General features: G+C 63.7%; 13 protein-coding genes. 3 read left to right on the top strand and 10 right to left on the bottom strand.

Translation table 11 applies throughout. The features are described from left to right. Nucleotides 1-56: 56 nt before the first annotated feature. The 3 genes from H163_RS0115270 to H163_RS0115260 form a co-directional block, all read right to left on the bottom strand. On the bottom strand, nucleotides 57-1,712 hold the full coding sequence (locus H163_RS0115270) for a tannase/feruloyl esterase family alpha/beta hydrolase (RefSeq protein ID WP_019965471.1): 1,656 nt from the start codon (nucleotides 1,710-1,712) through the stop codon (nucleotides 57-59). A gap of 507 nt (nucleotides 1,713-2,219) precedes the next feature. After that, nucleotides 2,220-2,954 (bottom strand): metallophosphoesterase family protein, encoded by a 735-nt coding sequence (locus H163_RS0115265; protein ID WP_019965470.1) that lies wholly within the window; start codon nucleotides 2,952-2,954, stop codon nucleotides 2,220-2,222. A 17-nt stretch (nucleotides 2,955-2,971) separates the two neighbouring features. Beyond that, a complete protein-coding gene (locus H163_RS0115260) occupies nucleotides 2,972-3,436 on the bottom strand; it encodes a hypothetical protein (protein ID WP_019965469.1) in 465 nt (154 codons plus the stop codon). A gap of 278 nt (nucleotides 3,437-3,714) precedes the next feature. On the opposite strand from H163_RS0115260, the gene H163_RS0115255 reads away from it, so the two are divergent. Further along, nucleotides 3,715-3,975 carry a type II toxin-antitoxin system ParD family antitoxin gene (locus H163_RS0115255; RefSeq protein ID WP_019965468.1) on the top strand — a complete coding sequence of 87 codons (261 nt, stop codon included), beginning with the start codon at nucleotides 3,715-3,717 and terminating at the stop codon, nucleotides 3,973-3,975. Nucleotides 3,976-4,369: 394 nt separating this feature from the next. Here H163_RS0115255 and H163_RS0115250 read toward each other — a convergent pair whose 3' ends face one another. Next, entirely contained in the window at nucleotides 4,370-5,203 is an 834-nt protein-coding gene (locus H163_RS0115250) for an ATP-binding cassette domain-containing protein (protein ID WP_019965467.1), read from the bottom strand. A 378-nt stretch (nucleotides 5,204-5,581) separates the two neighbouring features. Between H163_RS0115250 and H163_RS0115240 the strand changes: the two genes are divergently transcribed. After that, a complete protein-coding gene (locus H163_RS0115240; protein WP_019965465.1) occupies nucleotides 5,582-7,306 on the top strand; it encodes an ABC transporter ATP-binding protein in 1,725 nt (574 codons plus the stop codon). A gap of 121 nt (nucleotides 7,307-7,427) precedes the next feature. Here H163_RS0115240 and H163_RS0115235 read toward each other — a convergent pair whose 3' ends face one another. The 6 genes from H163_RS0115235 to H163_RS0115205 form a co-directional block, all read right to left on the bottom strand. Continuing rightward, complete coding sequence (locus H163_RS0115235; protein WP_019965464.1) at nucleotides 7,428-8,936, bottom strand: multicopper oxidase family protein; 1,509 nt, start codon at nucleotides 8,934-8,936, stop codon at nucleotides 7,428-7,430. A 107-nt stretch (nucleotides 8,937-9,043) separates the two neighbouring features. Then, complete coding sequence (locus H163_RS0115230; RefSeq protein WP_019965463.1) at nucleotides 9,044-9,412, bottom strand: hypothetical protein; 369 nt, start codon at nucleotides 9,410-9,412, stop codon at nucleotides 9,044-9,046. Between the two features lie 328 nt (nucleotides 9,413-9,740). Continuing rightward, the gene (locus tag H163_RS0115220) at nucleotides 9,741-10,757 is read right to left on the bottom strand and encodes a cytochrome-c peroxidase (RefSeq protein WP_019965461.1); all 1,017 of its coding nucleotides are present in this window, start codon (nucleotides 10,755-10,757) and stop codon (nucleotides 9,741-9,743) included. Between the two features lie 129 nt (nucleotides 10,758-10,886). Beyond that, the gene (locus H163_RS0115215; RefSeq protein ID WP_019965460.1) at nucleotides 10,887-11,240 is read right to left on the bottom strand and encodes a DUF5368 domain-containing protein; all 354 of its coding nucleotides are present in this window, start codon (nucleotides 11,238-11,240) and stop codon (nucleotides 10,887-10,889) included. A 13-nt stretch (nucleotides 11,241-11,253) separates the two neighbouring features. After that, a complete protein-coding gene (locus tag H163_RS0115210) occupies nucleotides 11,254-12,600 on the bottom strand; it encodes an NAD(P)/FAD-dependent oxidoreductase (RefSeq protein ID WP_019965459.1) in 1,347 nt (448 codons plus the stop codon). A gap of 105 nt (nucleotides 12,601-12,705) precedes the next feature. Continuing rightward, nucleotides 12,706-13,683: an SLAC1 anion channel family protein gene (locus H163_RS0115205; RefSeq protein WP_019965458.1), complete on the bottom strand. Its 978-nt coding sequence runs from the start codon at nucleotides 13,681-13,683 to the stop codon at nucleotides 12,706-12,708. 612 nt (nucleotides 13,684-14,295) lie between these two features. Between H163_RS0115205 and H163_RS23745 the strand changes: the two genes are divergently transcribed. Then, nucleotides 14,296-17,412, top strand: coding sequence for an autotransporter outer membrane beta-barrel domain-containing protein (locus tag H163_RS23745; protein ID WP_208975414.1), 3,117 nt, complete (start codon nucleotides 14,296-14,298; stop codon nucleotides 17,410-17,412). Nucleotides 17,413-18,184: the final 772 nt, after the last annotated feature.

The following is an 18,184-nucleotide window of genomic DNA, read 5'->3' as shown; positions in this document are numbered from 1 at the left end:
GTTGTTTTCAGAAAATTCCGGCGGCAGAACCGGTTCCCATTCTTGCAGGAATGGTTCTAGCGGCAGACGAAGTTCGCTCCGTCCTCGATATCGCCCTCCCCCTTGTAGAAGGCCTGCCTGGGATAGGCGCAGATGGGGCGGGTCCGGCCAGGCCATGAAACCTTTGCCTCGGCGCGGGCTTCGGACATGACCTCAGTTGTCTCGCGCCCCTTCTCGACCCATTCCACCAGCGGGGTCATGAAGTCCATGCGGTCCGTTCCGTAGGCTCCGCCACGGCAATGACCCATGCCCGGAACGGCGAAGATTTTCATGAAGGCGTCTGTTTCCGCCTCGCCGTAACGCTCTGCCACAGCCTCGCGGTAGGCCACAACATCATGGAAGGAGAAGGCCCAGTCGGCTGTTCCGTTCATGATGAAAAGTTTGGATCCGGCTGCCTTGAATGCATCGAGATCCGGGCTTTCTGCGTTGGTGAATTCCGCACCGCTGACGGGAAAGTCGGCCGTCGTTGCGAAAAGCTTGGCGAACTCCTCATCGAGACTGGCATGAAGCGCATAGCCTGCGATGTCGGATGTGATGGTCGGTGGCGTGGTGTAGACATGCGAGGACTCGCCGGCAAAGATCCAGCGGGCAAATGGCGAAGGGGAGCCCATCTCGCCCACCATTCCCGGGTCATAGTGCCACCGCGAATAGACCTGCTTGCCGCCGGCTGTCTTTGCCCCTTCCGTGAACGTCTTGACGTAGGTGGCCTTTTCGGGGCTGAGACAGTCCGTGGAACTGCCGCTGCAGACCCAGTCCATCGGATCGGGAGTGCATTGCTGCCAGTTGCTCACCATTCCGTCTTCGGCACCGTCCAGGGCGTCACAGGCGGCCAGGATGCGGGACTTGACGATGCCTTCTTCTTCGGGGGTCAGCGTGTTTTTCCAGTCCGGGCTGCCATCTTCCAGCCGGGGGGCAACCGATGCGGCGAGCTGGGTTCGAAAGATGCCGCCGTCAATCGAGGCTTGTGCAAGCCGGAAGCCCGGTGCGTTGGCAATGATCCCGTCGAACAGGTCAGGATAACGCTGGGCCGCCATCAGAGCCTGGCGGCCGCCGTTCGAGCAGCCAACGAAGTAGGAAAATTTGGGCTCTTCGCTGTAGACGGCGGAGATGAGCTGCCGTGCTGCGGCTGCGACGAGCGGAATGTGCTCGTGGCCGTACATCAGCCGGGCCTGATGCTCGCCGCCAAACAGGAAGGTCGTGTTGCTCTGCAGATTGGTGTAGTCCGCGACATGGCCGCCATCATGGGTCACGACGGCATAGCCGTCCTGCAGGGGCGTGGTGGCATGGCCGCCAAAGCTGTAGGTGCCTGTTGCAGACGGGAGGCGCCCGTCAACCCCGCCGCCACCGTTGAAAAAGAACCGCTGGTTCCAGTTGACCGGGAGTCTCAGCTCAAAATTGAGTGCATAGGACCGTCCGTCTGTGCCCTTTCTTTCACGCATGACGCCCCGGATCAGGCAATGGGCCGGGACCGTGCTGCCGGCCACAACCTCTTCGCGGTTGAACTGGGCTTGGGTGACCTGTCCTTCCGGCACGCCTGTCTGGTTGACCGAGCGGCAGGCTTCGATGAAGGCGGGCGAAGCATCCTCTGCCCGGCTTATGCCTGTTGATAGTAGAAGCGCGGCAAGAACCGTCAGGGAGCCGGAATATCCCCAAGTCGCAATGGCTTTCGGCATTGTGTAATCTTTCTGCTGGCTGGTGAAACTTCATTGCTGTTCGCCTCTGGCGGCGGTTGTTCAGGCCGGCCGGTTGTGGGCCTTGTACCTGCTGGAACGGCAAAGATCATTTGTGTACAAGCAATATTGAGGGCGTGAACCCACCAACCGTCAAGGCGCAATAAGTGGCTGAAAGCCCAAATGTTTCGCAGGCTTCAGGGGCGGTTTTGCTGAAAAATCTATCGTCCCGCGAATTGCAGTTGCATTCCGGGCGGGGCCTTCTGGTCAAGGCTTCACGTCACGGCGGGTATCCCGCCCCGGTGACTTGGAAGTGTTTACATCAGACGCAAGGAGGAGAAACGCAGTCTCCTTTTGCCGCAGCGCTTCTTTCCCCCTTGAGGGGGAGAGGAGCTGGAGCCTGACTGGCAGTCCGGTGTGAACATGGCCCGCCTGTGGCGAGGAGGGCTGAAAGGCAGTGCGGCGTCTGACGATTTCAGCAAGGATGCTGTGCCATCGAAAGATCTTGTCTCACCTCATGCGCCCGGTCAGGGTGGCTGTTGCGGTGGCCTCACGGCCTGCCTGCTTTGCCTGGTCTGCGGCGGCGGCAAAGTCGTAAGGGATGGCGTTGAAGGTGGCTGCCCAGCCGTGTGCCGTGCGCTCCACCATGGCGTAGCGGGCATGCGGCGTGCCGGCTTCCATGACATGCGGCACGGGGGCGTCATCCGCATAGGCGGGCATGCCCACACTGCCGGGATTGACGATCAGCACCCCGTCCACCCAGGCAAGGCGCGGAATGTGGGTGTGGCCGCAGAGCACAACACGGGCGCGGCCGATGCCTGCAATGCGGCTGGCGATGGCTGCTTGCGTGTCCAGCACCGGAAAGCCCCGGCTGACATCTTCCAGCAGATAGTCAAGGTCACCGCCCGCCGGGCTGCCATGGCAGGCGAAGACTTCGCCATCCGCCAGCGTCAGCGTCTGCGGCAGGCTGGCGATCCAGTCCATGTGCGCCTGCGTGATCCGGGCTCTGGCGAAACTGTCAGAGGCCCCGGTTCCGCCCTCCAGCAGCTGGCGCTCGTGGTTGCCCGCAAGGGTCATGGCCGCAAGGCGCATCTGGCGCTCGGCGCTGCCTTGGGGATCATAAGGGCCGGAGACAAGGTCGCCGAGATTGACGATCGCGTCCGGCTGCTGCCGGGCGATGTGGTCCAGCACTGCATCGAGGGCAATCAGGTTGCCATGAACATCGGAAATGACGGCAATGCGCATGCGACCCTCCCCTCCCCTCAGAACACCCGGATCTCGTCGTCCGTGCTGCTGGCATAGGTGGCGGCGGAAACGGCTTTCTTGCGGGGAACGAGCGTGACCTTCAGGTCATCCGGCAGAGAGGCGGTGATGATGCCGCCCACCCGGCCGATGCTGAGCAGGGACAGGCCCGCCTGCGGGTCCAGCTCATAGGACAGGTTCACCTCCTGCCCGGTGGAAGGCTCGCCCCGGGCGAGCGGGCCGGTGAGATAAAGATGCAGGAGGCCGAGGCGCATCAGCCGCTCCTTCTGGGCGCGCAGGAGGTGGATGACCTCCGTCGCCGAAGGCTCGCGCCGGTTCAGCCCCTCCGTGTAGTTGGTAAGCAGCTCGTTCAGAAGCTCCTGCACCTTCAGCCCCCGCTGCGCGGCGGCGGCCTTGAACCTGTTCCTCAGGCTCACCGGCACGCGGGCGGAGAGAAAGGCGGTCTTTTCAGGTCCGTCGGTCATGCGGGGCAACCCATGAGCTCAGGGCGCGGCTGCACCCCGTCTTGAGATGGCTTGTGCACTGAAGACACTGAAGAAAATCAGCTTGTGCACAAACGCACAGTAGGCCCCTCCCCTGCCCGCTGTCCAGAGGAGAGACGGCGCGCGGCGCTGGATTTGCGCAAGCGCTTGAGCCGCGCGCGAGGGGGAAGGCTCTTCCAGAACTGGCACGAGGTGCTTCTAACAAGAACTGTTGGATCTTGTTATGCGTGGTAAAATGGCCGCAAAGGAAGGCTACACCCATGCGCACCCTGACCGTATCCCTCACCCCGCACCAGGCTGCGATGATGCAGGCTGCCGTTGACAGCGGCGGCTATGCTTCAAACAGCGAAATCGTCCGCGAAGCCCTGCGGTTGTGGGAGCAGCGGGAAGAGGTTCGCCAGCTGGAGCTGGCCCGCCTGAAACAGGCCTATGATGAAGGCATGGCGAGCGGTGAAGGCCGCCAGCTGGATGCCGGCGGGCTTCTGAACGAACTGAGAGCGGAAGCGCGCAAGCGTGGCTAGGGCGGTTTTCAGTCCCCCTTCCCCTTGAGGGGCAGTGTTTGTAACGGACGCATGGAGGAGGAGCGCACCCTCCTTTTGCCGCAGCGCCCCTCTCCCCCCTTGAGGGGGAGATGTCTGCGTCAGCAGACAGAGGGGGGTAGCAGCGCCTCAATACGGCAATCTCTCTCATAAACGGACAGTCCGTTACCCCCCTCTGCCCCCTGCCGGGGGCATCTCCCCCTCAAGGGGGGAGAGGAGTTGGAGCCTGACGGGCAATCCGGTGTAAATACTGCTCCTCAAGGGGAAAGGGGGAGATAGGCCGGGCATTGAAACTCCGGCTGCCAACTTGTGCCAAAACTCTGAAACGGCTTGCCTTTCCGGCATCAAAGCAAAACCTGCGTGCCCGCCCGCTGGCTCAGCGGACCAGTGCCACCGGATGGCCGGAGGAAGCGGCGGGCAGGACGTCCATGTCGACGTTGTAGATGCGCCGCAGCGCCTCGCTGGTCATGATGTCCGCCGGGCTGCCCTCAAGGATCTTCTGCCCGGAGTGCAGCGCCACGATGTGATCACAGAAGCGGGCGGCCATGTTGATATCATGCAGCACGGTGATGGCCGTCAGCCCTTTGTCACGCACCAGATCGCGGATCAGGCCCAGCACTTCCAGCTGGTGGCCGATGTCGAGCGCGGAAATCGGCTCGTCCAGCAGCAGGCAGTCCGCATCCTGCGCCACCATCATGGCGAGCCAGGCGCGCTGGCGCTCGCCGCCGGACAGCGTGTCCACCAGCCGGTCGGCGAAAGGCTCCATGCCGGTACGGGCCAGCGCCTCCTCCACCTTGGCCTTGTCGGCGGCGCCAAAGCGGCCCAGGGCGCCATGCCAGGGATAGCGGCCCAGGGCCACAAGCTCGCGCACCAGCATGCCGGGGGCCACGGGCGTGTGCTGCGGCAGATAGGCGAGTTTGCGGGCAAAGGCGCGGGCGTTCCAGCGCCTCAAGGCCTCGCCCTGAAAGCGGATGGTGCCGCCGGCCGCCTCCTGCTGGCGGCCGAGCAGCTTCAGCAGCGTGGATTTGCCCGAGCCGTTATGCCCGATGAGCGCGATGGACTTGCCCGCCGGCAGGTCCAGATCCAGCTGCTGCAGCAGCACCTTGTCCCCAAGGCGGAAGCTGACATTTTCCAGAGAAAAGGCGAGGGCCAGCGGAAGGTCGAGGGACAGCGCGGCGTCAGCCCGGAGGGCGCTGGCGGACATGGACATGAAACCCGGATTCCGTTACTGGTCAAACTGGAGTTATGTTTTCATGTTTCGCGGATCGGGGCCGAAAGGTCAAGCGCCCTGCCCGCCGTTGCTGTCCCCCCTCCCCTGCCCTTTGCCGGGGCGGTGTTTACCACGGACGGCCAGCCAGGCCCCAACTTCTCTCCCCCCTTGAGGGGGAGATGCCCCCGGCAGGGGGCAGAGGGGGGTATCTGGCTGTCCGTCATCAAGAGAGTTCCCGCCGTGCTGAAGCGCTTCCACCCCCCTCTGTCAGCTTGCGCTGACATCTCCCCCTCAAGGGGGGAGAGGAGCGCTGCGGCAAAAGGAGAAGACTTTTCTCCTCCAGCCTCCCCTGCCCTGCACGTAAAGCCCTGAAGTTCCATGACAAAATCCGATCTGATCCGGCGCTTTGCCGCCTATTACAAGCCGCACAAGGGCCTTTTCGCGCTGGATTTCGGCAGCGCCGTTGCGTCCGGCATGCTGGAGCTGGCGTTTCCGCTGGCCGTGACGCTGTTCATTGACCGGCTGTTGCCGACAGGCCAGCTCGGCCTCATCGCGCTGGCGGTTCTGGGACTGATGGCGATCTATTTCTGCAATGCGGGGCTTCAGATCATCGTCACCTATTGGGGCCACATGCTGGGCATCGCCATCGAGACGGAGATGCGGCGCAAGGCCTTTGATCACCTGCAGAAACTCTCCTTCGGCTATTTCGACAATCAGAAGACCGGCCATCTCGTCGCCCGGCTGACCAAGGATCTGGAGGAAATCGGTGAGGTGGCGCACCATGGCCCGGAAGATCTGTTCATCGCGCTGATGACGCTGATCGGCGCCTTCTTCCTGATGCTGCATGTGCACACCGAACTGGCGCTGATCACCGGTGTCGTCGTGCCGGTCACCGCCTGGGTGACGACGCATTTCGGCGGCCGGATGACGGCAACCTGGCACGCGCTCTATGGCCGGGTGGCGGATTTCAACGCCCGGATCGAGGAGAATGTCGGCGGCATCCGCGTGGTGCAGGCCTTTGCCAACGAGGACCACGAGCGCGCCCTCTTTGCCGACAGCAACACCCGCTACCGCGACACGAAGCTTGCCGCCTACAAGGTGATGGCCGCCTCCATGTCGCTGTCCTACCTGTCCATGCGCTTCGTGCAGGTGGTGGTGATGCTGGCGGGCTCCTGGTTCGTGGTGCGCGGCGAGCTGAGCGCGGGCGGCTTTGTCGGTTTCCTGCTGCTGGTCAACGTGTTCTTCCGCCCGGTGGAGAAGATCAACTCCGTCATCGAGACCTATCCGAAGGGCATCGCCGGCTTTCAGCGCTATCTCTCCTTCCTGGCCGTCAAGCCGGATATTGCCGACCGTCCGGCCGCCCGCGCCGTGGGCCGCCTCAATGGCGATATTGCTTACAGGGATGTGCAGTTCGGCTACAACGCCGCTGCGCCGCTGCTCAACGGGGTCTCTTTCTCCATCAGGGCGGGTGAAACGGTGGCTTTTGTCGGCTCGTCCGGCGCGGGCAAAACGACCATCTGCTCCCTGCTGCCGCGCTTTTATGACGTGACCGGCGGTGCCATTTCCATCGACGGCACCGGTATCCGCGATCTGACGCTGAAGTCGCTGCGGTCCAACATCGGCATCGTGCAGCAGGACGTGTTCCTTTTTGCCGGAACCATCCGCGAGAACATCGCCTATGGCCGCCTTGGCGCCAGCGAAGCCGATATCCGTGAGGCCGTGCGCCGGGCAAGGCTGGACGAGCTGGTGGAAAGCCTGCCCGATGGCCTTGATACGGTGATCGGCGAGCGCGGGGTGAAACTCTCCGGCGGGCAGAAGCAGCGGCTTGCCATCGCCCGGATCTTCCTCAAGAACCCGCCCATCCTCATCCTCGACGAGGCGACCTCCGCCCTCGACACGGAGACGGAAAAGGCGATCCAGCAGTCGCTGGCCGAGCTGTCCACCGGCCGCACCACACTGATCATCGCCCACCGGCTGGCCACCATCGCAGGCGCTGACCGGGTTTTCGTGGTGGAACAGGGCCGCATTGTCGAGGAAGGCAGCGAAGCCGAGCTGCTGGCCCGCGAAGGCAGCCGCTACGCCCAGCTGCGTCTGGCGCAATAGGGGGGGACGGCAGAACTGTCCCGGAAGCCAGCGGTTCATATGGCATCCGCCGCCGCCTGGGACCAGCTTCGCAATTGCGAAGTTTTGGGGGAGAGGATGCCCCTCCCCCTGCCCTTGCCGCTCAGGCGCTAACCTGAAACTCCGTCATCATGCCGGTCACCAGATGCGGCATGTGGTGGCAGTGGAGCATCCAGCGCGCCGCCTCGCCTGCATCCAGTGCCACCGTCACCATCGCCATGGGCGGCACGTAGACGGTGTCGCGCAGTGCGCCGGAGAGCCGCTGGCCGTTGACCGCCACCACCTGGAACACGTGCCCGTGCAGATGCATCGGGTGGCCCATCATCGACATGTTGTGGAAGGTGATTTCCACCCTCTCCCCGCTGACGGCTTCCAGTGGCTGATGCTCACCCCAGACGGCGCCGTTGATGGTCCAGAGATAGGGCTGCATGGTGCCGCCCAGCATCACCATCATCTGCCGGTCCGCCGGGCGCTGCGGCAAGGGGTGGGCCGCGCGCAGACGGCTCTCCTGTGAAAGATCCGTATCAAAGGCGGGTGCTGGTGCCTCCGTCATATCTGGCAGCTTGCTGATGCTGGCGCCTGCCGTGGCAAGGATCAGCCCCGTCTGCTCCCGTGCGCCTTCCCGCCGGGCGAGGATGGGCCAGTTTCCTGATGTGGCGGGCAGGTCCAGCTCGATGTCGAGGCGCTGGCCCATGGCAATGCCGAAGCGGCTGCCCGCAAGCGGCTGCACCGGATCGCCGTCCACGGCGGTGAGCCGTCCGGCCAGTGCGCCGGGTTCGATCCAGAACACGGTTGCGGCAGAGGCGTTGATGATGCGCAGCCGCACCCGTCCGCCCTTCTCCACCTGCACCACCTGCGGGTCGTCCAGCGTCCGGTCATTGGCGAGATAGGCGTCCCAGTCATGATCGTTGAGGTCCATGCCCGCCATCTGCGCGCCGGACATGTCCATCCCGGCCGGCCCGTTCGCGGGAGAGTGTCCGGCGTGCGCGCCGTGGCCCGCCGCAGCCGCGCCATGGCTGCCATGCCCGTGCCCATGCGCATCACCATGTCCGCCGCCATGTCCCGCACCGATGGCGGCCATCACTTCTTCCGGGCTCTGGAAGGAAAAGTCATGCAGCAGCATGACCACGTCCTGCCGGTCCTCCTGCATTTCTGCCGCGCTGCGCACGATCAGCGGCGCGGCCAGAAGCTGCATCTCCTGAAAGGGGATGTGGCTGTGCATCCAGAAAGTGCCCGTGCGCGGGGCAAAGTCATAGGCGCGGCTTTCGCTTGGGCGGAGCGCGGGCAGCGGCATGTCCGGCACGCCGTCCTGTTCGTTGGGCGGGATCTGGCCGTGCCAGTGGATCAGGGTTGGCTCGTCCAGCCCGTTGGTCAGGCTGACCTGAAACCGCTGGCCGGCGTCCAGCGTCAGGCCGGGGCCGGACGGCCCCTCCAGCCCGAGCACCGTGGTGGCACGGCCCTTCACCTCCAGCGTGCGTTTGACCGCGCGCAAGGGCAGGGGGCTTGTGCCGGTCTGTGTGGCCGCAAGGATCGGGCTGGCAGGCAGCATTGCACAGGCCGCAAGGGCGGCGCCGCCCTGCAGCAGGGCGCGTCTTGTCGTGATCATGAACATCTCTCCACGGGATGAGGCATCATCCCGGTCCGTTGAAAAAATCAGGCGGTGAGCCAGTGCGGCGCGGCGCCTTTTAAGGCTTGCGCATCCGCATCAGGGCTCAGGTTTCAGGCGGAGAGAGCGCGGGGCGGCTGCAGCGGCGGCGCGGCGCCGGTGGGGGAGGGGAGGTGCACGGAGGCGCCCTCATGCGTCTGCACGGGCGCAGAGGGCAGGGACGCAGGCTGCGCCGGAAGGGCAAAGGAGGCGAGCAGAAGGCAAATGCTGGCGCAGGCGGCAAGGCTGGCCGGATCATCAACGGCGGCTGCGTCTTCATGGCCACCCGCGTGCCCCGCCTGCACATGGTCCATGGCCGCCATGGCCATCCGGTGATGCTGTCCGGAGGGTTTCCCATCCTGCGCCATGCCATGGGCCAGCGCCACCAGCGGCGACAGCACCAGTGCGGCAGCAAGAAGCAGGTTCATCAGCAAGCGGGACATGGCAGTACGATAGGGCAGGGGCAGGGGCAAAGTCCAGCACGCAGGCCTTCACGATGCCGTGGACTGTGCCGTGCCATCCGGAGCCCTGCAGGGAAAAAACTCAAGGCGCCCGGCGGGCCGGACGCCCCAGACTTCTGACAAACCTTCGGCCTCTCCATCGTCATCCTCGGCCTTGTGCCGAGGATCTATATAAATCAAAGGCTTGCAGATGGCCGGGACAAGCCCGACCATGACGAAAGAGGAAAACTCTTGCTTTGTCATCGGACTCAAGGCGCCCGGCGGGCCGGGCGCCTTCTGGCGCAGAAGATGATGGTTAATCAGCCGTTAATCAGCGGATCTCGGTCACCGGGCGCGGCGTTGCCGCCGTTTCGGCCGGAAGGACCGGCACTGTCACCGCCGGCTGCTTGCCGGTGAGGCTGCCGAGGAAGGCGACGAGCTGCGCCGTTTCTTCCGGCTTCAGCGCTTCGCCGAGCTGGCTTTCAGCCATGATCTCGACGGCCACCGAAAGATCCCAGACCTTGCCCGAATGGAAGTAGGGCGCGGTCAGGGCAATGTTGCGCAGCGGCGAGGCGCGGAAGACATATTCATCGCCCGCCGTTTCGGTCACGGCAAAGCGGCCCTTGTCACCGGCGGGCAGGATTTCCGACCCCGGCTTCTCGATCAGGCCGAAGGGGTAGTAGCCGTGTCCGCCCACATTGACGCCCGAATGGCAGGCCGAGCAGCCCTTGTCGATGAAGAGCTGCAGCCCGGCTTTGGCTTCCTGCGTCAGGGCGTTGTCATCGCCGTTCAGCCAGGCATCAAAGGGGGCAGGGGTGATCAGCGTCGCTTCAAAGGCCTCGATGGCCTTGGCCATATTGTCGAAGCTGACAGCATCGCCATCGCCGGGGAAGGCGGCCTTGAACTGGCTGACATAGGCGGGCATGGAGTTCAGCGTCGCCACCACCTGATCGGGGGTGTTGGCCATTTCGACACCGGCCTGGATCGGCCCCTTGGCCTGTGCGGCCAGATCTTCGGCGCGGCCATCCCAGAACTGGGCCTCGTTGAGCACCGCATTCAGCACGGTGGGGGAGTTGCGCGGGCCCTTCTGCCAGCCGTGGCCGACCGAGGTTTCCATGTTGTCATCGCCGCCCGTTGCCAGATTGTGGCAGGAGTAGCAGGAGAAGACCCCCGAGGCCGACAGGCGCGGATCAAAGAACAGCGCCTTGCCGAGTTCGATCTTCTCCGGCGTCACCGCATTGTCTGTCAGCGCCGGAATGGTGGAGGGCAGGGGCTTGAAGATTTCCAGTGCCGTCTGCCGCAAGTCATCGGCATGGGCAGCACCGGACAGCAGCGCCATGGCGAGCATGGCGGCGGGTAAACTACGCGTCATCTTTATTCTCCGCAGTTTGGAACCCCTCCAGAAACAGGCTACGGTGACGCCCCGCAGTCCTGTTTGACCTCAGTCAATTCTGGAGCGATTCCAGACTGGTTTTCCTCACCGCGCGCCTTCGCCCCGGATCAGCGACTGGGCGGTGTAGACGAGAATGGCCGCACCGATGGCGCCGAGCACGGCAACGCCGAGCAGGACGATGAGATCCACCGGCCCGCCCATGTCGCGCAGGTGCGAATGGGTGACCCCCAGCACGAACCAGACCGCCGCCACCGCACCAAAGGGCATGGAGAGCTGCGCCCAGAGGAACTTGCGCATGGAAAGCGCCCGGTCGCGGATCAGCACATAGAGATAGGCAGCGGTGACAAGACCGGCCACGATGACCATCGCCCAGAACAGGCCGCCCCCGAAGATTTCCTCAAAGACGGCGATGAGGGTTTCAAACGTCAGGTCCTTCATGATGTCTCCTCCCTCAGGCCTTGCCGCGCAGCATGGCGTTGTAGGTTGCCTTCAGCGCCAATTCCTTCATCAGCCAGCTGATCCACAGTTCCTCCAGCGGCGCGATGATGCCGGGGAAGGAGGGGACGAGGTTGTTCTGATAGTCGAACTCCACCAGCATGGCCCGGCCAACGCGGGTGATCAGCGGGCAGGAGGTGTAGCCTTCATAGATGGCGGTGCCTTCCTTACCGGCAATGGCGGCGACCAGATGGTCCTCCACCACGGGCGTCTGCCACTTCACGGAAGCCGCCGTCTTGCCCTTCGGCACACCGGCCACGTCGCCAAGGGCGAAGATCTCCGGAAAACGCAGGTGGCGCAGGGTTTTCTGGTCGCACTCGACCCAGCCCTGATCCGTCCACTTGTCCGCCCAGGACAGGCCGGAAGAGCGGATGAACTGCGGCGCCCGCTGCGGCGGGATCACATGCAGGTAGTCATAGGGCAGTTCCTGCTGCGAGGTCACGTCCGTGCCCGTCGCCGGGTCTTTCGAGGTGACGTTGAAGGTGGCCAGCTTGCGGGCAGGGTCCACCGCCTTCAGCACATGGCTGTAATGGGTTTTGAAGCCACGCTCGCCGAAGAGCATGCGCACCTTTTCCGAGACGATGGGCACGGAGAAGAGGGCGTTGTTCTGGGCCGCATAGTGGATTTCATACTTGGCGCGGCCCGCACCCCGGCTGGCGATGTCATCGATCAGGAACGTGTGCTTCAGCGGTGCGCCTGCGCATTTCATTTCCGTCGCCGGGCGGGTGAAGAGGCCGATGCCGCCCTTTTCGGTGAAGGCGGAGGCGGCTGCCCAGGTGCGCGCCGCATAGTCCGGCCCTGCATAAAGGGCGCCGATGCCGTCCTTGCCGACCAGATCCAGCGAAAAGCCTTCGATGGCATCGTGATCCAGCGTCAGGCCGGGGGCGAGCACGAGGAAGTCATAGGCAACCGTCTGCCCGCCGGTGGTGGAGACCACCTTCGACAGCGGATCAACGGCAGCGGCCGTGTCCGTGATCAGGGTGATGCCCTTCGGCAGCCAGTCGCTGGTGCGCGAAACCGTGTAGGAGGCGGGCTTCAGCCCGGCGGCGACGAGCGACAGGCCCGGCTGGTAGATGTGCTGGGCGCTGGCGTCGATGAGGGTGATGCTGGCGCCGTTCAGCCGCTCCACCAGCCGGTTGGCCAGCGCTGTGCCCGCAGCCCCCGCACCGATGATGACGATGCGGGCCTTGGTGCTGACCGGCTGTGCCTTGCCGGGCGCGGCCAGAACAGCCGTGGCCCCGGCGGCGCCCGCCAGCCCCATGAAGCTGCGGCGGCTCAGTGTGAAATGCTTGTTTTCTTTCATGTTCCCCCCTTTACCAAGGCGTCCGGGATGCTGACGCATCACGCCTTGAAACTGCTCATGCGCCGCACGGGCTTGTTCAGTCCGGGCCAGTGCCCGGCCTGAACCTCACTCAGGCACGCAGATGGTGCCGCTTCTGATTGCCCCTGCCGTCCTCCAGACAAGGCCAATGACAACGATGGTGAGAAGGGCCAGAAGCCCGGCACCGATGACCTTGTGAGCCAGCGAAGCGGCTGCGCCCGCATAGCCGAAGCTGGCAATGGCAAGGGCCGCCAGCGGAAAGGACAGCGCCCACCAGGACAGCGCAAAGGGCAGGTTGCGCAGCTTGCCGGCCTGTGTGGCGACAACGAGTGCGAAGACATAGGCGGCGCTCAGCAGGAAGTGGCCGAAATGGCCCGGCTCACCTGTCAGCCGCAGCCAGGCGGTGAAGGCAACGGCGGGCGGCGCGACGAGGATCATCAGCGCCGGAACCATCTTGCCGGGCAGGGGATCGTGAAACATCAGCCGGTTCATCACCAGCGTCAGCAGCACGATCCAGAATATCAGCCCGCCGGAAAAGAACAGCCAGGACAGTTCCATGTAGCCGAGCCGGGCTCCGGCCAGCGGCACCACCACATTGCCCACTGCAGGAATGAACCATGCGGGCGTCAGCGCCTGATGCTGGAAGGGGCGGTGGCCGATCCACGCCGAGACGACCGACAGCGCCAGCACGCCCTGCAGGGCCATGGCGGGCAGCCAGATGGCCGTGGCGATGGCCGGGGCCGGTTCAGCCAGGGCGGCAGCCAGCAGCAGCAGCGAGATGGAAATGGCCGGAAAGAAGGCGATGCGCACCGGGTGGCGCCATTCGGCGGCAACTTCGCCGCCATGGCGCAGCAGCTTTGCCCCATAGAACAGGCTGACAACCGCAAGCCCGGCGACGGACAGCGCCAGCAGCACGCCGGAGACTTGATGCGGCCAGCCAAAGGCAGCCTCTGCGGCGCGCCAGGCCAGCGTCAGGCCCATCATGCCCATGCCGGTGGCGAAAAAGGTGATTGGAAAATGCTCCAGCCGTGAATGCGTCACGCTGGCTGCGGCAGTCTCGTCCATATCCGGCCCCTCTCAGCACCGGGCCACCCCCTCCGGATGCCCTGATGCAAGGGGCGATAGTTTCAATAAATCGAAACTTTAGCAAGTCCGTCAAAATGCGAAGCTTTGCCGCAGGGGCATCACGCCTTGAAAAGGCTCAAGCGCCGCATAGGCTAAAATTGTTGTTTGGCGCATGTTGGCGTGACGGTTTGAGGTGACGTTAAGGCAGATCTGAAGCCGCGCGCAGGCTGCAGTCTTCGCCCCGGCAAGGCAGGGTCTTCCCAAAGGGCCGAGCATTTTCCGCCGCGCTTTTTTCCTGAATGCGGTTTTTCCCTGGGATTTTTCAACCTCGGTTGAAATATTTCAATTTTTTGCCACGGGAAACATGGAGAAATTTGGAGGCCTCTCAATCAATAACGTAATTATCCATGGTGTTTCTCAATTTTAAAAATGAAATACATATATTATATTATAATATACTTCTTCATATGTATTTTGTCCATTTCCGGATATATTGACACCCAAATTGCCTTTCTTTATTCAAATGCGCAGTGGTTGTATTTTTTCAGGCTGGCACTCCGAATTCTTATCTTGAGGGGTGTGGCCTGCTGATTGATTTTATCCGGGGGCATGATGCGCGAATTCGGCAAGGCAAATGGGCGTGGTCTGGCGAGTGGGCCGCGCAGGATGAATGCGGCCTTGCGGGGCGGGCTCCTCCTCTCGACGGCGCTGGTGCTTGCCTCGGCATATGCAACGGTCCCTGCTTTCGCTGATGGTGGCACCGGCGGAAAAGGTGGGTTCATCAGCGCCAGGCCCACAAGTCCTGGCGGTGCCGGCGGAACTGTTTCCACCCCCGCCGGCAATGGCGGCCCTGCCATTGGTAACAGTTTCTCCGGCGGCAGTGGCGGCGGTGGCGGTGGTGCCGGTGGCGGCGCTGGCGGTGCAGGCGGCGCCGCTGTGCAATTTGGTGGTTCTGGTGGTGCCGGTGGCACTGGCGGCCTTCACGGGAGCACGGTCAACGGGGGAGATACGGTCGCAGCCCCGGTAACCGGTGGGACAGGCGGAAACGGAGCCAATGGCAACAATGATGGCGCTGATGGAACGGTCCGCGGCGGCGGCGGCGGCGGTGGCGGTGAGGGCGGCTATGGCGTTGTCGTGTCGGGCGCCGGTACGGTGACGGTCACTTCCGGTGTCACCGGTGGTACAGGCGGCAATGGCGGCAATGGCGCCAGCGGTGAAGGGACGGTGTCTACAGACCAAGGCTATGGCGGCGGTGGCGGTGATGGCGGCGTTGGCTTCTTTGCCAGTGTTGACGCGGTGACCGTTCAGGTCGATGCGGCGGGCCGGATTGTGGGCGGCGATGGCGGCTTGGGTGGCTCCGGTTTTGAAGGCGGCAGTGCAGGGAAGGGCGGCACCGGCATCAAGGGCGCCAACATGCTTGTCGTCAACGCAGGCACCATCTCGGGTGGCCTTTCGGGCGATGGCGTTACAAGGGCGCTGGCCCTTGAATTCACCGGCGGCAGCAATACGCTCACCCTTGTCTCGGGCGCGGTGCTTGAGGGCGGTGTTTCCGTAACGGGTGACCTGACCATCGATCAGACGGACGATTTTGTTCTGAGCAACAGGATCTCCGGCACCGGCAATGTGGTGAAGGCCGGAACTGGCACGCTGACGTTCAGCGGCGAGAACTTTTATACGGGCACCACGACCGTCAGCGCCGGAACCCTGGTGATCTCCGGCGGCGTTGCTCTTTGGGATAATGGCCAAGTCATCATCGATGGCGGGGCAACGTTTCAGGTCAACAGTGCCGAGAGGGTGGGGGCGCTTTCGGGAAGCGGCAGTGTTGTCCTCAACGGCGCTTCCCTGGCCATTGGCCACGGCGGCGGTTCCTCGTCCTTTTCCGGCACCCTGTCCGGATCCGGGACGCTGGTCAAGTTTGAATCTGGAACGTTCACGTTCTCCGGCACAGGCACCAACAGCTTTTTTTTTTTCGGCGATGGCGGCACCAGCGGTGAAGTCACAGGACCCATCGTCAACAATGGCACGCTGATCTTCAACCGGTCCGACAATTACACGGTGCCGGGCACCGTCTCCGGTACGGGCCGCATCGACTTCACGGGCAGCGGCCGGGTGCAGTTTGCGGGCGCCTATTCCGGGTCCACGGCTGTTCTGGATGCAAGGCTGGTGCTGGACGGCAGCGGACTGGCGGGATCTCCTGTTACCCTCGGCGGCCTGGCCGGAGAGACGGGCACCCTCGCGGGCAATGGCACCGTCGCCAGCCTGACGGTTCTGTCGGGCGGCATCGTGGCACCGGGCAATTCCATCGGCACCATCAACGTGGCCGGGCCGGTGTCCTTCGGGGCAGGGTCCGTCTATGAGGTGGAAGTCAATGCCAATGGCACGTCCGACCGGGTGATCGCCACCGGCGCAGTGACCATCGACAGCGGCGCATCCGTGCGTGTGCTGGCCGAAAGCGGCACCTATTCCCCCTCCACCACCTACAGCATCGTGAGCGGCGCCAGCGTGTCGGGCCAGTTCAATCCGGTGGTCACGACCAACTTCGCCTTCCTGACTGCGGAGCTCGGCTACTCGGCCACCGATGTGCTGCTGACGCTGACGCGCAACAGCACCGACCTTCCCGATGTTACGGACACGCCGAATGGCGGCTCAACGGCTTCCGGCCTTGAGAGCCTTGTGGGCTCGTCCGATCTGAAGACTGCAGTGACCGGCCTGTCTGCCGAAGGGGCCCGCAATGCCTTCAACCAGCTCTCGGGCGAACTGCATGCCTCTGCGGCCGGGCAGATGCTGGAAGACAGCGCCATTGTGCGCGGCGCGGCCCTCAAGCGCCTGTCGCAGGAAGCGTTTGACCGCCGGTTCGAGGGGGGCGACCTCAGCTTTGAAGGCACGCGGGTGTGGGGTGAGGCGCTTGGCAGCTTCGGCCGGACACGGGCGGCGGATACGGCCTTCGGCTTCAGCCGCAACATGGGCGGCCTGATGGCAGGCATCGAGGCGCGGCCCACGGATCAGGCGCTGGCGGGCGTCATGGCCGGTTACACGGGCAGCTATCTGGACAGCAAGCCGCTTGGCTCCACCGCAACCGTGACGGCCTATCACGCCGGCATCTACGGCAGCTATGACTTTGCGGCCACGGACATGGGCGCCCTGTCGCTGCGCGGCGGTGCTGCCTACAGCTGGCAGGACTTCTCGACCCGGCGCAATGTCAATTTCGCCAGCATCTCCCAGCGGCTGGAGGCGGATTATGACACCGGCCAGGTGCAGGGCTTCGGCGAACTGGCCTATGGCCACATGTTCAGCGGCGTGATGCAGGGGGCCTTCGTGGAAGGTTTCACCGGGCTTGCGCTGGTGCATCAGGATGGGGCGAAGTTCACCGAAACCGGCGGCACCGCCGCCTTGACCGGCCGTGGCAAGTCTCTGGAGACTGCCTTCTCCACGGTGGGTGTGCGCGGTGCGGTGCAGACCGGGGTTCAGGGCATTCCCGTCCGGCTGACGGGCGAGTTCGCCTGGCGCCATGCCTTCGGCGATGTTGCCGCAACCCAGACCATGGTTCTGGCCGGTGGCAACCCCTTCGCCATCCGCGGGCGGGCGCTGGACCGTGATGCGTTCCTGATCGGCACCGGCGTTTCGATGACGATGACGGAAAAGCTGGACCTCACGCTCGCCTATCAGGGCGAGCTGGCGGCAAAGGCCACGGACCACAGCGTCAAGGGCAGCTTCCGCCTGAGGTTCTGAGCCTTCCGCAAAGCCAATCTCCAGAACCGCCCGGATGCCAGCCATCCGGGCGTTTTTTCATGCCTGGGCGGGGAGGCCCTGCCATCATGCCGGTGCATTCTTCCTCCGTGCGTCCAAAGCAAACACTGCCCCCTGGTGGAGAGCTACCGGATTCACACATCAGGTTCGGAAACTGCCCGCAATGAGGCGTTTGCTTTTCGGGAGGACGCCTGCCGCCCCCCTCCCCACGAGGGGGAGGGGGGCTGAAACGCCGCGCTGAGTGACCAGATTGCAGCCTTTCCCCAAACCGTCTCCGGCTTCAAGCACGATGCGCATACAGTAGCCAGAGGAGGAGGAGAGGGGCACTGCACGGATTTGCCCTCATGCCCCTGAACTTGCGCAGAGGGCAGGGCCGCAGGCTGCGCCAGGTCATCCGGCGGCTGCCAATGAACTGGCGCGGCCAGTCACGGCAGATCCGGCGCAATAGCGGGAAACACATGAATGACGCAGCGGAATATGATGAAAAGACAGGGAGGACAGGGGGGAATTGTCTACGGCCATATACATTTCCGGAGTTACCAGCTTTTTTGCGTGGAGACTTCAATCCAGCCGCCATAGGCGATTGGTTTTTCCGCTGTAACTGTCCTGAGAAAGTACTGGCTGGATGCAAAGGAAGTTCAAGTAATTATCAATTAATGCAAAAATATACATATGAAATGCAAGTACAAGATATGTGATTTAATGAAAAATCTGCAACTTTTGAGTTTTGTTGGCATATTGACAGTGCTTCCAT

Origin of the sequence: Pannonibacter phragmitetus DSM 14782 (assembly GCF_000382365.1) — a bacterium.
Taxonomy (GTDB): Bacteria; Pseudomonadota; Alphaproteobacteria; order Rhizobiales; family Stappiaceae; genus Pannonibacter; species Pannonibacter phragmitetus.
Note: the sequence above shows the minus strand (reverse complement) of the source record. Positions and strands in the feature narration are given on the sequence as shown.

Bases quoted from the DNA above. Each gene is read 5' to 3' on its own strand.
- H163_RS0115270 (WP_019965471.1), bottom strand. From the start codon at position 1,712: ATGCCGAAAGCCATTGCGACTTGGGGATATTCCGGCTCCCTGACGGTT.
- H163_RS0115265 (WP_019965470.1), bottom strand. From the start codon at position 2,954: ATGCGCATTGCCGTCATTTCCGATGTTCATGGCAACCTGATTGCCCTC.
- H163_RS0115260 (WP_019965469.1), bottom strand. From the start codon at position 3,436: ATGACCGACGGACCTGAAAAGACCGCCTTTCTCTCCGCCCGCGTGCCG.
- H163_RS0115255 (WP_019965468.1), top strand. From the start codon at position 3,715: ATGCGCACCCTGACCGTATCCCTCACCCCGCACCAGGCTGCGATGATG.
- H163_RS0115250 (WP_019965467.1), bottom strand. From the start codon at position 5,203: ATGTCCATGTCCGCCAGCGCCCTCCGGGCTGACGCCGCGCTGTCCCTC.
- H163_RS0115240 (WP_019965465.1), top strand. From the start codon at position 5,582: ATGACAAAATCCGATCTGATCCGGCGCTTTGCCGCCTATTACAAGCCG.
- H163_RS0115235 (WP_019965464.1), bottom strand. From the start codon at position 8,936: ATGTTCATGATCACGACAAGACGCGCCCTGCTGCAGGGCGGCGCCGCC.
- H163_RS0115230 (WP_019965463.1), bottom strand. From the start codon at position 9,412: ATGTCCCGCTTGCTGATGAACCTGCTTCTTGCTGCCGCACTGGTGCTG.
- H163_RS0115220 (WP_019965461.1), bottom strand. From the start codon at position 10,757: ATGCTCGCCATGGCGCTGCTGTCCGGTGCTGCCCATGCCGATGACTTG.
- H163_RS0115215 (WP_019965460.1), bottom strand. From the start codon at position 11,240: ATGAAGGACCTGACGTTTGAAACCCTCATCGCCGTCTTTGAGGAAATC.
- H163_RS0115210 (WP_019965459.1), bottom strand. From the start codon at position 12,600: ATGAAAGAAAACAAGCATTTCACACTGAGCCGCCGCAGCTTCATGGGG.
- H163_RS0115205 (WP_019965458.1), bottom strand. From the start codon at position 13,683: ATGGACGAGACTGCCGCAGCCAGCGTGACGCATTCACGGCTGGAGCAT.
- H163_RS23745 (WP_208975414.1), top strand. From the start codon at position 14,296: ATGCGCGAATTCGGCAAGGCAAATGGGCGTGGTCTGGCGAGTGGGCCG.